We start from the raw sequence: 14,726 nt of genomic DNA on the forward strand, positions 1-14,726 counted from the left end.
GCCATTGTGACAGTGCAGCAGTTTCGTCATCATGGCGTTGAGGCCCGCTTACCCCACCCGATGCTGCTTAAGCACGGTAAGGCTTCGCTCTTCTTCGTTTTGCGGCAGGGAGGGCGCTTGGCGGGTGCCGACCAGCACATACCACTCTGCCTCACTTAGATAGTTTTCGCACCAGCGGCCAAGGGCGGCGGCACTCTCTTCGCGGCTGGACTCACCGCAGCGATAGTCGTTAGCCAGGTGGAGGAGATCTTGACGGGCGGTACGCGCACGGGCATTGCCACCGTGCACTTTTACCAGCGGGCAGCGTCTATCGTAGGCGGCGTTGGTTAACGCATTAAGCCAACGTTCCAGTTCGTGCGCCTGAATTCCACCATACACTGCCACGCTTGAGCTCCCTGCCCCGTTGAAAGGGCAATAGCCTGCCCGAATTAGGGGCCGCTGTCACGGTTAACCTTTACCCTTGTGTCAATGCTGTTCAAGACCTTGTTAAAGGGTCTGTTCAAAACCTTGTAACACGTTGACTACATTGACACCTATTTCATCTACCGCATAGCCCCCTTCCATCAGAAATACGCTGGGCAAGCCTGCTTGGGCCAAGCGTGCACCTAAAACGGTGAAATCTGCGCTGGTAAAGGTGAAGGCGCTGATCGGGTCATCCTCAAAGATATCGACCCCTAGCGATACAATCAGCAGCTCGCACTCGGCGGCTTTAATCTGCGCCAGCGCCTGTTCAAGTGTCGCCATCCACGTGGTCACGCTAGTGCCCGGCGGTAACGGGTAGTTGACGTTAAAGCCCTCGCCTCTGCCTTCGCCATTTTCATCAGCGTAGCCCAAATAGTAAGGAAAGGTGACCTCGGGGTCGCCGTGTAACGAAATGAACAGCACATCGTCACGCTGGTAGAAAATCTGCTGGGTGCCGTTGCCGTGGTGGAAATCGACGTCAAGAATCGCCACCCTGCGTTTGCCTGCATTCAGCGCTCGTTGGGCGGCAATGGCGGCGTTATTAAAAAAGCAGTAACCACCAAACTGATCAAAGGCGGCGTGGTGACCTGGCGGTCGGCATAAACCAAAACTGGGCTCGCCAGTTTGTAGCGTATGTTCTACCGCGCCTAACGCCACATCTTTGCTCGCCATGGCGGCTTCAAAGGTACCTTCTGAGATCGACGTTTCCGCCGCCAACGCGTAGTAGCCTAACTGTCCGCTGATAGAGCGCGGAATGCGGTCACTGCGCATGGTGCGCGCTGGCCAAATATTGGGAATCGCCTCACCCTGATGCCCGGCCGCGCCCCATGCTTGCCAGCAGTTGGCTAGAAACGTCACGTAATCCTTATCGTGCACCGCCAACACCGGCGCTAGCCCATACACTTTGGGCGCACAAATATCGCCAAGCCCAGATTGGCGAAGGTGCTTAAGCACCAGATCAAGGCGTTCAGGGCACTCAAACGGGGTCACCAGCGCGCCGTCATGTAACTCGGTTCGCGCTTGGCGTAAACGGCTATCCTGTGAGTAAAAGGTCAGCATTGCGGCTCCTTAATCGGCATCTAGCTGGATAGGCCACTGTTTGGCCCAGCGACGTTTTTGGCTGGCGGTTTGTTGCTTTAACTGATATTCAGCCCGGCTTGCAGCGGCGCGATCTTCAAACGGTTCGGCGCCCAGCAGCGCGACAGGGGGATTTGCACGGGTATAACGCGCCCCTTTGCCTGTGCAGTGGGCTTGATAGCGCTTCGCCAGGTTATTGGTAATGCCCGTATAGGTGCCGCGCTGGCACTCCAGTAAATAGAGATACCACTGAGGTTCGGTTTTCTGAGGCTGAAAGATGCCACTATTCACCGCAACATACCTTTAATTTGCGCCCACTACCACATAAGCATGGGTCGTTTCGGCGTGGCTTCAGGCGGGTAAGCGTGGGGGTGCCATCGATATACCACCAGCGCTGTTGCTCTTTAACAAAGCGCGACACCTCGGCTAATACATGCCAGCCTTTTTGCGCTCGCCCTCGCCCATAAAAACAGGCGTTAAAATGTACATAACCGGTATTGTCGAGCGGCGGTTTTGCGCCAACAATGGATAGCGACTTCCACTCGGTTTCAGGATCAGGCGCGAGCTCTACCGGCCGAGTAGTGGGGTGCCATGTAGCTAACAGATAGTCATTGAGCCCAAGCACAAAAGCCGCATAGCGCGAGCGCATCAAGGCCTCAGGCGTGGGGGCAGGCTCGCCGTGATGATAACGGCCACAGCACTTATCTAGCGTTAATTGGCTGCCACAGGGGCAACGTTGATCCATCGTGGGGGTCATAAAGAAGCTCGTTAACTACATCACCTATAGCCTAACCGATACATCCTATGCACGTCGCCCGGCATATATCACTATTGTTTCGATATTTTTACTGAGTTAGGTATATAGTGGTCGAGCAACATATTCAGACGATGGGGTACAAATCACGATTGATCATTCTTTCCAAAATTTCTGGAGGTTCTCCTATGAAGGTCTTTAAACCGGAATGGCAGTGCACGTTTAGCGTAAACGAAGGCGCGGAAGAATCAGCAACTTGGAAAGAGAAAATCGCGTGGCGACTCAGGGGAGTTGCGGATCGGCTGGAAGGTGGCGGGCGCACGGTGAAAATCGATTACCGAGTGACGCCAGCGGTCAGCCAACATGAAGTCGACACTTGCTTAGGCAAGGGCTTCGAAGTAACTCAGCGTCTGCTGACGCAATTAGCCCAACAGCAGGCGTGCGAAGATGTGATGCGCCATGCCAAAGCTGAGCTGTTTGAAGAACATCCTCAGCACTGAAATAGCATTAAAATCAGCATGGTATAAAAGCAGTATGCAAGCGCTTTGAAAACAGTCCCACTCCTTAATAAAGGGGTGGGATTTTTTTTGAGCGGGCACTGGGTTTATTCAATAGACCGTTCCAGCGCTTTGCCCATCTTAGCTAGAAACGCCTCACACGCTTCAAGCTGCTCAATATCGATATACTCATCGGGCTGATGCGCCTGGGCAATGCTGCCAGGGCCGAGAATGATGGTTTGCAGGCCTTGGCCCTGGAACTGCCCCGCCTCCGTGGCGTAAGCCACCGCGTGGTTGCAGCAGGCGGTAGGCAAGTGATCTTTAGCCAGGCGAAGCACATGGTCATTATCACGGTCGGCCAGCCCCGGTACCGTTACATTAAGCGGCTCGGTGGTGATTTCCACCTGCTTGCCCTTGGCCTGTAGCTCAGCGCTTAGCTGGGCACAATAGGTCTCAAACCGCGCATAAATCTCGTCAAAAGTATCGGTCGGCAGATGGCGGATCTCCCACTCGAACTGGCACTCCCTGGCCATAATATTGATCGCCGTACCGCCTTTGATTTTACCGACGTGCAGGCTGGTGTGGGGCACATTAAACGCCTCATCGACTCGACCTTCTTCCACCAACGCCGCCATGGTGTCTTCAATAAAGGTGACCAAGCGCGCGGCGACATGAATGGCCGAAGTGCCCTGGTTGACCTGGCTGCTGTGCGCCTCTCGGCCTATCACCGTGGTACGCAGATTGGTGGCGCCCTTTTGCGCAACCACCGGCTGCATGCTGGTCGGCTCACCGACAATCACGTGGGCGGTGGTGGAATAGTGCTCGTAAAAGCGCTTAATGAGACTTGGCGCCCCCACACAGCCGATCTCTTCATCGTAAGAGAAGCCAAGATAAATAGGCTGCTGCAAAGGCGCCTCAACCCACTTGGGTACCATGGCCAGCACGCAGGCGATAAACCCTTTCATATCACAGGTACCACGCCCATAAAGTCGCCCATCGCCGCCATTGCGCAGAGCGAAGGGATCACTCGACCACGGCTGCCCCGCCACCGGCACCACATCGGTATGCCCGGAAAGCATCACACCGCCCGGCGCCGCTGGGCCAATTCTTGCGATCAGGTTGGCTTTGGTACCGCAGGGGCTCATCACCCGCTCGGCGCTAACGCCGTACTCGGCCAAATAGCCTTCCACATACTCAATCAGCGCCAAATTGGATTCGCTGGAAGTGGTATCAAATGACACCAGCTTCGCCAGCAACGTGGTCACGTCAGTCATGCTGTTCTCGTTCGTTGGATTCTTTGTATTACCCTACCTTATATCACCCTATCACCGCCCTCTGTCTTTTCCTATTCAGCAGACCTGCTGGCAGCGTAATGTTGACTGTCACGGCAGGTTCATCGTGCATTCACTAAAACGTCATCTACACTTCTTACTGTTCAGTGCATCCAAAAATCTTAACAAACGCATTGTCGCGAGCTTATGAGCTACTCAGCTGATTAAGCTCAATCCCACAAGGAGCTGTTATGTCTCGTTTTACACTACACGCGCTAGCCGTAGGGGTGGCGACGGCCAGCCTAAGCCTGTCTGCTCAGGCAGCAACGGAGATTAACTGGTGGCACGCCATGGGCGGCCAGCTAGGCGAAATTCTCGAAGAGATGACCCAGGACTTTAACGCGTCCCAGGATGATTACCACGTTACCCCCAGCTATCGCGGCACCTATACCGAAACGATGACGGGCGCGATCGCCGCCTTCCGTGCCAATGAGCAGCCGCATATCCTGCAGGTATTTGAGGTCGGCACAGGCACCATGATGAACGCCAAAGGCGCCATCTACCCAGTGTACGAGCTGATGGAAGAGCACGGCCGCGCTTTCGATAACGACGCCTTCCTGCCCGCCGTTGTCGGTTACTACACCGACACCAGCGGCAATATGCTGTCGTTCCCGTTCAACTCCTCTACGCCGATTATGTACTACAACCGGGACATGTTTGAGGAAGCGGGACTGGATCCCGAGCAGCCCCCACAAACCTGGGAAGAAGTGGCCGATTTTTCACGTCAAATCGTCGACTCTGGTGCAGCCAGCTGTGGTTTTACCACCTCCTGGCCTAGCTGGGTGATGCTGGAAAACTTCTCCGCTTGGCATAACGTGCCGCTAGGTACGTTGGAAAACGGTTTTGGCGGCATGGAAACCGAGCTGACCTTTAACAATGAGCTGGTCGCTCGCCATTGGGACAACCTCCACGACTGGCAGGAAGAAGGTGTCTTTAAATGGGGCGGCCCTGGTTCTGGCCCCGACTCAGAGCCGATGTTCTACTCCCAAAACTGCGCAATTTTCTTCGGCTCTTCTGCTTCACGTGCGGACGTCGCCGCCAATTCAGAATTTGAAGTCGGCTTTGGCATGCAGCCCTACTACGATGACGTAGAAGGCGCACCACAAAACTCGATTATCGGCGGCGCCACCCTGTGGGCGCTGCAGGGCCATAGCGACGATGAGTATGAGGCCGTTGCGGCGTTCTTTGAGTACCTCTCCCAGCCAGAAGTACAGGCACAGTGGCATCAGCAAACCGGCTACTTGCCCATCACCCAAGCCGCTTGGGATTTGAGCAAAGAGCAGGGCTACTACGAAGAGAACCCCGGTGCGGATATTTCGCTTAAGCAGATGACGCTTAACGAGCCAACCGAGAACTCCAAAGGCCTACGCTTTGGTAACTTCGTGCAGATTCGCGACATCATCTCCGAAGAGATGGAAGCCGTGATGACCGGTGGCAAATCGGGTCAGGAAGCAGCTGATGACGCGGTGGCACGCGGCAATGATCTGCTGCGCGATTTCCAATCCGCCAACCAGTAAATAAGCACTCACTTCGCCGCTTACCCCATTGGGTAGGCGGCGATTTCGTTTTAATGCTTATTTACTAATACTTCCCAGAGCTGCCCATGCAAACTAAACGCATGACCTACCCTGGTCGCTTTTTGCCCTACGCGCTGTTGGCGCCCCAGGTAATTGTGACGCTGATTTTCTTTATCTGGCCTGCGGGCCAGGCGCTGTATCAGTCGCTACTGCGCGAAGATGCCTTTGGGCTTCGATCGACGTTTGTGGGGCTTGAGAACTTTGCTCGCCTGTTCCGCGACGGCAGCTATGTCAATTCCCTGTCGGTAACGGCGGTATTCGCCGTCGGCACCACACTGCTATCAATGACGGTGGCGCTTTTATTGGCCAGCACCGTCAACCGGATGATTCGCTCACGCAGTACCTACACCACCCTACTGGTGTGGCCCTACGCCATTGCGCCTGCGCTGGCAGGCGTTTTGTGGTGGTTTATCTTCAACCCCTCCATCGGCATTGTGCCTTATATGCTGGAGATGGTGGGGTATCAGTGGAACCACCGCAACTCGGGAAATGATGCCATGCTTTTGGTGATTTTTGCCGCCGCCTGGAAGCAGATCTCCTATAACTTCCTATTTTTCCTGGCGGGCTTACAGTCCATCCCGCAATCGCTAATTGAAGCCGCTTCCATTGACGGCGCTAGCCCAACCAAGCGCTTCTGGACGATTATTTTCCCGTTGCTCACGCCGACCACCTTCTTCTTGTTGGTGGTTAACGTGGTATACGCCATGTTCGACACCTTCGCGATCATTCACGCCACCACTGCAGGCGGCCCGGCCCAAGCAACCAACATTTTGGTTTACAAAGTGTATGCCGACGGTTTTGTAGGGCTCAACCTGGGTTCTTCTGCTGCCCAGTCGGTGATTCTGATGGTGATTGTGGTGGCATTAACCATGATTCAGTTCCGCTTTATTGAGCGCCGAGTCAACTACTAAGCCTTTGGGAGAACGTTAATGGTTGAAAACCGCCCTTGGGCTAACCTGATTGCCCATATTGTTTTGCTCTCTGGCGTCGCGCTGGTGGCTTTTCCGGTGTATGTCGCAATTGTCGCCTCTACCCACTCCCTGTCGGGTTTACTGCAGGGCACGCTGCCGCTGCTGCCCGGCGGCCACGGGATCGAAAACTACACTCGCATGTGGCAGTCCGGCGTCTCTAATGCCGGTGCACCGCCCGCCGCCCTGATGCTGTGGAACAGTTTTATCATGGCCATGGCGATCACCGTGGGTAAGCTGTCTATTTCACTGCTTTCCGCCTTTGCCATCGTCTACTTCCGTTTCCGCTTTCGGATGTTCTTTTTCTGGATCATCTTCGTCACCTTAATGCTGCCGGTGGAAGTGCGCATTATTCCGACGTTTCAGGTGGTTGCAGATATCAATATGCTCAATAGCTTTGCCGGGCTGTCGATTCCGCTGATTGCCTCGGCCACCGCGACGTTTCTGTTCCGTCAGTTCTTTATGACCATTCCCGAAGAGATGCTCGAAGCCGCCCGCGTCGATGGCGCCGGGCCGCTGAAGTTTTTTAAAGACATCTTGATGCCACTGTCGGTGACCAATATCGCCGCGCTGTTTGTGATCATGTTTATCTACGGCTGGAACCAGTACCTCTGGCCGCTGATTATCACCACAGACCCTGACTATTACACCATCGTGATGGGTATCCAGCGCATGACCTCGGAAGAGAACCCCCAGTGGCAACTCGTCATGGCGGCAGTGGTGATGGCAGCGCTGCCGCCGGTATTAGTGATTCTGTTTATGCAACGCCTGTTTGTGAAAGGCCTGACCGAGACGGAGAAATAGCATGGCCAGCATTACCTTGGAAGGGCTAAAGAAAACCTATAGCGGCGATGTTCACGCCGTCAAAGGCATCGACTTACAGATTGAGGATGGCGAGTTTGTGGTGCTGGTGGGGCCTTCCGGCTGCGGCAAATCCACCCTGCTACGCATGGTGGCAGGTTTGGAAACCATTACCGAAGGCACGCTTAAAATCGGCGATCGGGTGGTCAACAAGCTAGAACCCGCCGAGCGCGATATCGCCATGGTGTTCCAGAACTATGCGCTCTACCCGCATATGACGGTGTACAACAACCTCGCTTATGGTCTGAAAAACCGCGGCTTTAAAAAAGACGAGATTGATCAGCGCGTTCAAGTCGCCGCCAAAATGCTCGAGATTGAGGAGTTTCTGGAGCGCAAACCGCGCAAGCTCTCCGGCGGGCAGCGTCAGCGCGTCGCCATGGGCCGCGCCCTGGTGCGCGACCCGGCGGCGTTCTTATTCGACGAGCCGCTCTCCAACCTGGATGCCAAGCTGCGCGTGCAGATGCGTGTGGAGATAAAGCAGCTACAGCGGCGGCTGAAAACCACCAGCCTGTATGTGACCCACGACCAGCTGGAAGCCATGACCCTAGGCGACCGCCTGGTGGTGCTCAACGCCGGGCAGATTGAGCAGGTGGGCACGCCGATGGAGATCTACGCCCGCCCAGCCACCATGTTTGTGGCCGGGTTTATCGGCTCCCCCGCCATGAACATGCTGCCGGTGGACTACCTGAAAACACCCGGCGCCAACGGCCTGCTGGATAACCTGCCCGAAGGCACCGATACCGTCGGCATTCGCCCGGATGATATGCACTTAACGCCGCCTACAGCGCCTCACTTAACCGTCGACTCTACGCTTGCGCTGTTTGAAGCCGCCGGGGCCGAAAGCCACCTGTACGTGAACCTCGCCGGTAGCGACCAGCCCACGGTGATCCGCGTCTCGGGCCAACCGCCAGTCGCCGAAGGCGAAACCCTGCGATTTTTCGTGACCCGCGACGCGCTGCATCCTTTTAACAGCGCCACGGGTAAACGTACGGGGGATTGAAAGCTGATCACCAAAAAACAAGACAACAAAAACGAGTCAAAGGCTAAACCATGCGCTACGTTTGAGATAACGAGCAGCACGCGTGTCGGCTGCTCACCTCGCCTGTTATCCAAGTAGCGTACGGATTGATGAGTACTGAACCTTTATACGTGGATGGCCTGTATCGCGATCACTCCCGGCGCGTGCAGGCTACGTTGATCCGGCTGCTGGGCGATTTTGAGCTTGCCGAAGAAGCCATGCAGGATGCTTTTGTGGCCGCTGTTCAGCAGTGGCCGGTTAACGGCACACCTGACAACCCCACGGCGTGGCTCATTCGCACCGGCTACCACTGCGGAATCGACCAGATTCGTCGGCGCAGTACGGCACGCCGCCGGGCCCACTTGCTGCTACCCACAGAGTCGTTACTCTCAGAAGAGACGCCGGATCTTGAGCCCACCACCATCGAAGACGACGCCTTGCGGCTGCTGTTCACCTGCTGCCACCCAAGCCTAAGCATAGAAGCACGCATTGCCATGACCCTGCGTGAGATGTGCGGCCTCACCACCGAGCAGGTCGCCAGCGCCCTGCTGATGAAGCCCACGACGTTGGCACAGCGGATCGTGCGCGCCAAACGCAAGATTCGCGATGCGCATATTCCTTATGCCGTGCCACCCCAGGAAGAGCTGCCCGAACGTTTGCCCGATGTGCTCCAAGTCATCTACCTGGTCTTCAATGAAGGTTACTCGCGCAGCACTGGCGCCAGCGTGGTCGATATCAGCCTAACCCAAGAGGCTATGCGGCTGGGCAATGAGCTGGCACGGCTACTGCCTCAGGGGGAAGTATTTGGGCTAATGGCCTTGATGCTGCTTAATGATGCCCGCCGGGATGCGCGCCAGGATAGCGACGGGGAGCTGGTCACCCTGGATGTGCAAGACAGGCGCCTATGGCGCCAGGAAGATATCCAGGCCGGTATAGAGTGGCTGGAAAAAGCGCTGGCGCTCACCCCTACCGGGTACTACACCCTTCAGGCGTCGATTGCCGCCGTACATGCCCAGGCCAGCCGAGCAGAGCAGACCGATTGGGGGCGTATCGTCAGGCTCTACGATGCTCTCTGCCGACGCTTTCCATCGCCGATTCTGGCGCTAAACCGTGCGGTCGCCATTGCCATGAATGGTGCACCCGATGCCGGCCTGAAGCTACTCGACGACATCGCCCATCACCCACAACTGTCCCGCTATCATCTGTTTCATGCCGCTAAAGCGGATTTGCTGCGTCGCCAAGGCCAGCATGAAGCCGCGCGCAGTGCTTATCACCAAGCGCTGCAATTGGCCACCCTGGATCCAGAAAAGCGCTTTTTAAACAGACGGTTGGCAGAGCTCGAAAATATCCCATAAAAAATGCTCAGACTATGTCGATTCAAGACGCTGCCAAACGACTAAAGAGAGTCACTACCCTGACCAACCAGGAGACTCTCAATGAAATTCATGCTGATACGCCGTGCTGATGCCAGCACCGAGAATGGCGCTATGCCCTCTCAGGAGATGCTTGCCGACATGGCTGCTTATAACCAGCGCATGACCGAGGCAGGCGTGTTTTTGAGCGGCGATGGCTTACATCCGACCAGCAATGGGTGTCTGATCCGTTTCGAAAACGGTGAACCCACCATCATCCCCGGGCCGTTGTCGCCAGCCAGTGAGCGTATTGCCGGTTACAGCGTGCTAGAAGCCCCTTCCCTGCAGGCGGCCATTGAGTGGGCCCAACAATGGCCCACCCAGGATGCCGATGGCAACGTGACTCTTGAGCTACGGCGCTACTTTGCGCTGGAAGATTTCGAGCCCGGCGCCGGACTTGAGCAGCACCGCACCCTGGCGCGTGTACCCGATGCCATGAACGTGCACGTTGCCTTTCCCGGTACCTGTCGGGAAGCCATGCAGTTTTATGCCGACGTGACCGGCGGGCAGTTGGAGTGTCTGTTGACCTATGCTGACACGCCCGCCGCTGAACACTCCCCACCGGAACTCCATGACCGCATCATCCACGCCTCGCTGAACCTGCGTGGCCGTCGCTTAATGGGCGCGGATATGGCGGCTGACTGCTATACACCACCCCAAGGGGTAGAGGTTCAGTTGGAGTATCAGGATATAGAACAGGCCGCACGCACCTTTGCCCAACTGGCAGAGGGTGGAAAGATCACCATGCCGTTCGAAGCGACCTTCTGGTCACCTGGGTTCGGCATGACGGTAGATCGTTTTGGCGTGGGCTGGATGGTGAACGTTGCGTCAGATAACTGCCCCTTAGCCACTGAAGGAGATGCCCTATGAAGTACGTAGCGCTGGTGTATTACCAGGAACAGATTATCAACGCCATGAGCGAACAGGCGTGGCACGACCTTAACCAGGAGTGTATCGCCGGGGTAGAACGCCTAAGCGCCAGCGGCCACTACCTGGCCGGGCAGCCGTTACAACCGACGGAGACGGCGACCACCGTGCGCGTGCGCGATGGTGAAACGTTAATCTCGGACGGCCCCTTCGCCGAAACCAAAGAGCAATTGGCGGGTTTTTATCTGCTTGAAGCCCACGACTTGAATGAGGCGCTGCAGCTGGCTAGCCGCATACCACCGGCCCGGCTGGGCAGCATTGAAGTACGCCCCGTTCGAGAACTGCCACCTAAAGCAGCACCACAAACAGAAATAGGAGAATAATCATGAATAATAACGCCTACCCCTATGTCGATGGTTTCGTCGCTGCCGTGCCCAACGCTAATAAAGCTGAATTTATTGAGCATGCCCGTGCCGCGGCCGTTGTGTTCAAGGAACACGGAGCGCTCCGCGTGGTGGAGTGCTGGGGCAACGATGTGCCCGAAGGAGAAGTGACCTCCTTCTCTATGGCGGTTAAGCGCAAGGATGACGAGACGGTTATTTTTTCCTGGATAGAGTGGCCATCCCGCGCCGTGCGCGATGAAGCCATGCCCAAAGTCATGCAGGATCCACGCTTACAAATGGACGTTAACCCGATGCCATTTGATGGCAAGCGGGTCATCTTTGGCGGCTTTGAAAGCGTCATTAATGAGTAAGCTTTAATAAGTGGCCCAGGAATTTACTCAGAATCATCCTGGGCCACATCCTCTTCAGCTACAGCCTCTCCCACTACAGCCTCTTCAGTTGCAGCCTCTTCAACTGTAGCCTCTAGAACTACAGCCTATTGAGCTACATCAGTGATCCGCCCTTCAACTTGGTAGAACACTTCTTTGCGTTCCAGCATATAGTCGCGCAGCATTTCCCAATCCGTATTGCCGACAATGGTGTTACGGCCATCAGCGTAGGCTTCTCCGAGTACCGTATGGCTGTCCCCACCGGCGGCAGTAAAGTTATTGGTGGCGATGGTATAAGTACGCTCTGGATCAACCGCCTGCATCGCGCCTTCCCGGGCAATATTGAGGCTGATCACCCGCTCACCTGGTGGCTCGCTGCTGTCATAGGTCAACGCCACGCCTGCTGACACCTGCAGAAAACCGCCGTTCTCATCGGGCGCATTGGCCAGAGCAATTTCAAAGGTTTCCAGCAGTTCGGCGCCGGTGACGTCAAGCAGCGTTAGGCGATTGCCAAACGGCTGTACGGCGATTAAATCGCCTACGGACACATCGCCCCGCTCAATCGCTTCGCGGATACCGCCGCTATTTTGGATCGCCATGACCGTCTCGGGCGCCACCTGCTGCGCAGCATGCAGCTGGGCATCGGTGATTAAGTTGCCCAACGCTGTTTCATCGGCTCGCACACTCTGCTCATCACCGCTGCCGTGGCGGGGATTGGGCAGCTCTGAGATTGCCTTGGCGCCAACCAAGGTATCCCGCAGTGTTTCAATCTCAGCGGTGTAAGGCTCAAGCCGCTGAGCCGCGTCAGAATCCGCCTCGCGGTCGTCGGCGGCGAGCAGCTCGCCGCTGGCATCCACCACCACGCCGTTCTCGTCGAAGGTGACCTGCATCACCCCAAGATGCTGACCATACTCGCCTGCCTGGCCAATCACCGTCGGTGATGGGAGCGCCTCACCCGCGCGACTCTCACTAAGCAGACTAGGCGGCGAAACCTGGCTATGGCTGTGGCCGCCAATAATAATGTCGATACCGTCAACGTGCTCCGCTAGCAGCAAGTCGTTACCCACGCTGGGGTCGCTGTCATAGCCCAGATGGGTAAGGGCAATAATCTTGTTAATCCCCTGCTCTTCAAAACTTGCCACCATGGCTTCAGCCGCCTGGCGATAATCGCTAATGGTGACGTGACCAGGACTGGAGATCGTCTCGCTGTCCTGGGTGCTTAACCCAAATATGCCGATTGGCTCACCGTTATGCTCAACCACAATACCGTCATAGAGCTGCCCGGCTTGCGGATCTGCGCTAATTGACTCACCCAGCATGTCAGCAAACTCAGGGCCTTCTGAGAAATCCAGGTTAGCGCCTAGAATGGGAAACTCGGCACCCGCAAAAAATGCCGCTAACGCCTGATGCCCCTCTTCTGGGTCACCCAAATCAAACTCATGGTTGCCGGGCACAAAGGCGTCGTAGCCCATTAAATTCATGAATTCGAGGGCATCCTGGCCCTGAAACTCAGTGAAATAGAGCGTGCCAGAAAAAATATCGCCCGCTTCCAGCAGTAATCCTTCGCCGTAGGTCTCCCGCGCCTCATTCAGCGTGGTGATCAAATGGGGATACTGATCGGTACGCCCGTGTAGATCATTGGTGTGAAACAGGGTCAGGGTGTAGTTATCGGCAAAGGCGGGGGGAACGGTGACGAATAACGCTGTCCCTAGCGCCATGCCATAGTGATGAAAACGCATTTAAATGACTCCTTTCATATCAGTGTTCAGACACCTTAGCAGTAAAGGTAGCCTACCAGCGACGTTTCGTCTCCATGATAATTACCACCTTCACTAAACGCCAAAAACCGGTGTGGAATTATCCACACCGGTAAAGATCGAAACATGCGAGCTAACTAAAAGCTAAAGAACTATTACAAAAGCGAATACAAAAAACTAACACAAAGAACTAAAGCAACACTACCGCCAATATCACTCTATGAATTAGAAGTGATAGCGGGCACCCAGTGCGTAGTACATATCTTCTTCAAAGTCATTAACAGCATCCAGGTTACGATCGTTCAGCTCAAGGAACATATCGAAATTGCTAGACAACTTGTACATGGAGCCTAGCGCCCAAGCGTTACGCTCATCGCTAGCGCCATCTACATCGATGTTGTAGTAATCGGCGAAGAACTTCCAGGAATCGATAGCGTATGTAGCACCAACGCCGATTTTATCGAAACCGCCACCGTTAACATCGTCATCACCGCGGGTTTCATAACCTACACGAGCAGCGAAAGCATCTGTAATAGCAAACTCGCCCGTAGCGCCATAACGCACTTCACCGTTACCGCCACCGCGTACCGTATCTTCCACATAACCAAGCGCTAAACGAGCGGGGCCTGTTTCGTAAACAACACCACCCTGAGTGGCGATAACAGATCCTTCGGAAGTCTGCTGGGCTTCAGTCAAACCACGCTCAGAGAAGTGCTTGGCAGAAATAACCGCCTGAAAACCACTCATTTTAGGCGTTTTATAGCCAATCGAATCGCCGCGGGCCTGCAGGCCGCCACCAGCGAACTCGTAGCCGCGCTCAACGTAAACATCGAACGGCGTCATTACGTTTTTATCGTAGAAGCTATCGTAGTTACCGGCCATAAAGGTACCGAACTGCTGGCTTTCCAGACCCAGGTAGCTATTACGCACCTCATCGAAACCAGAGGAGGTATTACGCTCATCCCCCGTAAAGCGCCACTCTACACGGGCGAACGCACGCAGATCAGAGGAGATCTGGTGGCCGGCGGTAATCCGCAAACGCGAGCCGAAATTGCGGAACTCTTCGCCGTTATCAACACCATTGTCGATACCGCCGCCTTCAATCCCCATAGCGATACGACCATAAATTTCCAGATCGGTACCGTCTTGATCATAAACGGTGGCGGCTTGTGCTGCAGAGGCTGCCAATAAACCGCTAACGGCTAACGCCAGTGTCGTTTTTTTAAACATGATTGTTCCCATTGAAGTAGTTAATGCTTGCGCTTTGCGAAGGCACAATGAAGGACGAATAACGCCTCAACGCAGGGAACCTTAAAGGAGTTATATTTCATTAATTTTAAAGTTTTATTTTTTAGGGAACTTATTTTCAATAT

The 14,726-nt window shown here is 55.2% G+C and carries 16 protein-coding genes; 9 read left to right on the forward strand and 7 right to left on the reverse strand.

Going from position 1 to position 14,726, the window contains the following annotated elements; genetic code table 11:
* Positions 1 to 48: 48 nt before the first annotated feature.
* The 4 genes from A6R74_RS13490 to A6R74_RS13505 form a co-directional block, all read right to left on the reverse strand.
* Positions 49 to 384 carry a hypothetical protein gene (locus A6R74_RS13490; protein WP_064235032.1) on the reverse strand — a complete coding sequence of 112 codons (336 nt, stop codon included), beginning with the start codon at positions 382 to 384 and terminating at the stop codon, positions 49 to 51.
* Between the two features lie 102 nt (positions 385 to 486).
* The gene (locus tag A6R74_RS13495) at positions 487 to 1,521 is read right to left on the reverse strand and encodes a histone deacetylase family protein (RefSeq protein ID WP_064235033.1); all 1,035 of its coding nucleotides are present in this window, start codon (positions 1,519 to 1,521) and stop codon (positions 487 to 489) included.
* 9 nt (positions 1,522 to 1,530) lie between these two features.
* Positions 1,531 to 1,830 carry a GIY-YIG nuclease family protein gene (locus A6R74_RS13500; RefSeq protein ID WP_064235034.1) on the reverse strand — a complete coding sequence of 100 codons (300 nt, stop codon included), beginning with the start codon at positions 1,828 to 1,830 and terminating at the stop codon, positions 1,531 to 1,533.
* Positions 1,823 to 2,296, reverse strand: a complete 474-nt coding sequence (locus A6R74_RS13505) for a YchJ family protein (RefSeq protein ID WP_064235035.1) — start codon at positions 2,294 to 2,296, stop codon at positions 1,823 to 1,825. Before A6R74_RS13505 ends, A6R74_RS13500 begins: the two co-directional genes overlap by 8 nt.
* A gap of 185 nt (positions 2,297 to 2,481) precedes the next feature.
* Between A6R74_RS13505 and A6R74_RS13510 the strand changes: the two genes are divergently transcribed.
* Positions 2,482 to 2,793 (forward strand): hypothetical protein, encoded by a 312-nt coding sequence (locus A6R74_RS13510; RefSeq protein WP_064235036.1) that lies wholly within the window; start codon positions 2,482 to 2,484, stop codon positions 2,791 to 2,793.
* 104 nt (positions 2,794 to 2,897) lie between these two features.
* Here the strand turns inward: A6R74_RS13510 and argE are convergent, their stop codons facing one another.
* Positions 2,898 to 4,064 (reverse strand): acetylornithine deacetylase, encoded by a 1,167-nt coding sequence (gene argE / locus A6R74_RS13515; protein WP_064235037.1) that lies wholly within the window; start codon positions 4,062 to 4,064, stop codon positions 2,898 to 2,900.
* Between the two features lie 248 nt (positions 4,065 to 4,312).
* Here argE and ugpB point away from each other — a divergent pair, with 248 nt between their 5' ends.
* The 8 genes from ugpB to A6R74_RS13555 all read left to right on the forward strand — a co-directional run bounded on the left by ugpB (position 4,313) and on the right by A6R74_RS13555 (position 11,578).
* Entirely contained in the window at positions 4,313 to 5,638 is a 1,326-nt protein-coding gene (ugpB, locus tag A6R74_RS13520; protein WP_064235038.1) for a sn-glycerol-3-phosphate ABC transporter substrate-binding protein UgpB, read from the forward strand.
* 86 nt (positions 5,639 to 5,724) lie between these two features.
* The gene (gene ugpA, locus A6R74_RS13525; RefSeq protein ID WP_064235039.1) at positions 5,725 to 6,609 is read left to right on the forward strand and encodes a sn-glycerol-3-phosphate ABC transporter permease UgpA; all 885 of its coding nucleotides are present in this window, start codon (positions 5,725 to 5,727) and stop codon (positions 6,607 to 6,609) included.
* An 18-nt stretch (positions 6,610 to 6,627) separates the two neighbouring features.
* Positions 6,628 to 7,470 (forward strand): sn-glycerol-3-phosphate ABC transporter permease UgpE, encoded by an 843-nt coding sequence (ugpE, locus tag A6R74_RS13530; RefSeq protein WP_064235040.1) that lies wholly within the window; start codon positions 6,628 to 6,630, stop codon positions 7,468 to 7,470.
* Position 7,471: 1 nt separating this feature from the next.
* The gene (locus tag A6R74_RS13535; protein WP_064235041.1) at positions 7,472 to 8,527 is read left to right on the forward strand and encodes a sn-glycerol-3-phosphate import ATP-binding protein UgpC; all 1,056 of its coding nucleotides are present in this window, start codon (positions 7,472 to 7,474) and stop codon (positions 8,525 to 8,527) included.
* A gap of 128 nt (positions 8,528 to 8,655) precedes the next feature.
* Entirely contained in the window at positions 8,656 to 9,900 is a 1,245-nt protein-coding gene (locus A6R74_RS13540) for an RNA polymerase sigma factor (protein ID WP_064235042.1), read from the forward strand.
* Between the two features lie 81 nt (positions 9,901 to 9,981).
* A complete protein-coding gene (locus A6R74_RS13545; RefSeq protein WP_064235043.1) occupies positions 9,982 to 10,827 on the forward strand; it encodes a YciI family protein in 846 nt (281 codons plus the stop codon).
* Positions 10,824 to 11,207 carry a YciI family protein gene (locus A6R74_RS13550; protein ID WP_064235044.1) on the forward strand — a complete coding sequence of 128 codons (384 nt, stop codon included), beginning with the start codon at positions 10,824 to 10,826 and terminating at the stop codon, positions 11,205 to 11,207. Before A6R74_RS13545 ends, A6R74_RS13550 begins: the two co-directional genes overlap by 4 nt.
* Before the next feature lie 2 nt (positions 11,208 to 11,209).
* Positions 11,210 to 11,578: a DUF1428 domain-containing protein gene (locus A6R74_RS13555; protein WP_064235045.1), complete on the forward strand. Its 369-nt coding sequence runs from the start codon at positions 11,210 to 11,212 to the stop codon at positions 11,576 to 11,578.
* Positions 11,579 to 11,703: 125 nt separating this feature from the next.
* Here A6R74_RS13555 and A6R74_RS13560 read toward each other — a convergent pair whose 3' ends face one another.
* Together A6R74_RS13560 and A6R74_RS13565 are read right to left on the reverse strand one after the other, a co-directional pair.
* Positions 11,704 to 13,335 (reverse strand): bifunctional metallophosphatase/5'-nucleotidase, encoded by a 1,632-nt coding sequence (locus tag A6R74_RS13560; protein WP_064235046.1) that lies wholly within the window; start codon positions 13,333 to 13,335, stop codon positions 11,704 to 11,706.
* 243 nt (positions 13,336 to 13,578) lie between these two features.
* On the reverse strand, positions 13,579 to 14,583 hold the full coding sequence (locus A6R74_RS13565; protein ID WP_064235047.1) for a porin: 1,005 nt from the start codon (positions 14,581 to 14,583) through the stop codon (positions 13,579 to 13,581).
* Positions 14,584 to 14,726 lie beyond the last annotated feature (143 nt).

The organism is Halomonas sp. ALS9, assembly GCF_001651035.1.
Taxonomy (GTDB): Bacteria; Pseudomonadota; Gammaproteobacteria; order Pseudomonadales; family Halomonadaceae; genus Vreelandella.

What these genes read in the sequence shown, in the direction of transcription:
- ugpB (WP_064235038.1), top strand. Translation starts at nt 4,313, where the DNA reads ATGTCTCGTTTTACACTACACGCGCTAGCCGTAGGGGTGGCGACGGCC.
- A6R74_RS13565 (WP_064235047.1), bottom strand. Translation starts at nt 14,583, where the DNA reads ATGTTTAAAAAAACGACACTGGCGTTAGCCGTTAGCGGTTTATTGGCA.
- A6R74_RS13535 (WP_064235041.1), top strand. Translation starts at nt 7,472, where the DNA reads ATGGCCAGCATTACCTTGGAAGGGCTAAAGAAAACCTATAGCGGCGAT.
- argE (WP_064235037.1), bottom strand. Translation starts at nt 4,064, where the DNA reads ATGACTGACGTGACCACGTTGCTGGCGAAGCTGGTGTCATTTGATACC.
- ugpA (WP_064235039.1), top strand. Translation starts at nt 5,725, where the DNA reads ATGCAAACTAAACGCATGACCTACCCTGGTCGCTTTTTGCCCTACGCG.
- A6R74_RS13540 (WP_064235042.1), top strand. Translation starts at nt 8,656, where the DNA reads ATGAGTACTGAACCTTTATACGTGGATGGCCTGTATCGCGATCACTCC.
- A6R74_RS13545 (WP_064235043.1), top strand. Translation starts at nt 9,982, where the DNA reads ATGAAATTCATGCTGATACGCCGTGCTGATGCCAGCACCGAGAATGGC.
- A6R74_RS13495 (WP_064235033.1), bottom strand. Translation starts at nt 1,521, where the DNA reads ATGCTGACCTTTTACTCACAGGATAGCCGTTTACGCCAAGCGCGAACC.
- A6R74_RS13510 (WP_064235036.1), top strand. Translation starts at nt 2,482, where the DNA reads ATGAAGGTCTTTAAACCGGAATGGCAGTGCACGTTTAGCGTAAACGAA.
- A6R74_RS13505 (WP_064235035.1), bottom strand. Translation starts at nt 2,296, where the DNA reads ATGACCCCCACGATGGATCAACGTTGCCCCTGTGGCAGCCAATTAACG.
- A6R74_RS13560 (WP_064235046.1), bottom strand. Translation starts at nt 13,335, where the DNA reads ATGCGTTTTCATCACTATGGCATGGCGCTAGGGACAGCGTTATTCGTC.
- A6R74_RS13550 (WP_064235044.1), top strand. Translation starts at nt 10,824, where the DNA reads ATGAAGTACGTAGCGCTGGTGTATTACCAGGAACAGATTATCAACGCC.
- ugpE (WP_064235040.1), top strand. Translation starts at nt 6,628, where the DNA reads ATGGTTGAAAACCGCCCTTGGGCTAACCTGATTGCCCATATTGTTTTG.
- A6R74_RS13555 (WP_064235045.1), top strand. Translation starts at nt 11,210, where the DNA reads ATGAATAATAACGCCTACCCCTATGTCGATGGTTTCGTCGCTGCCGTG.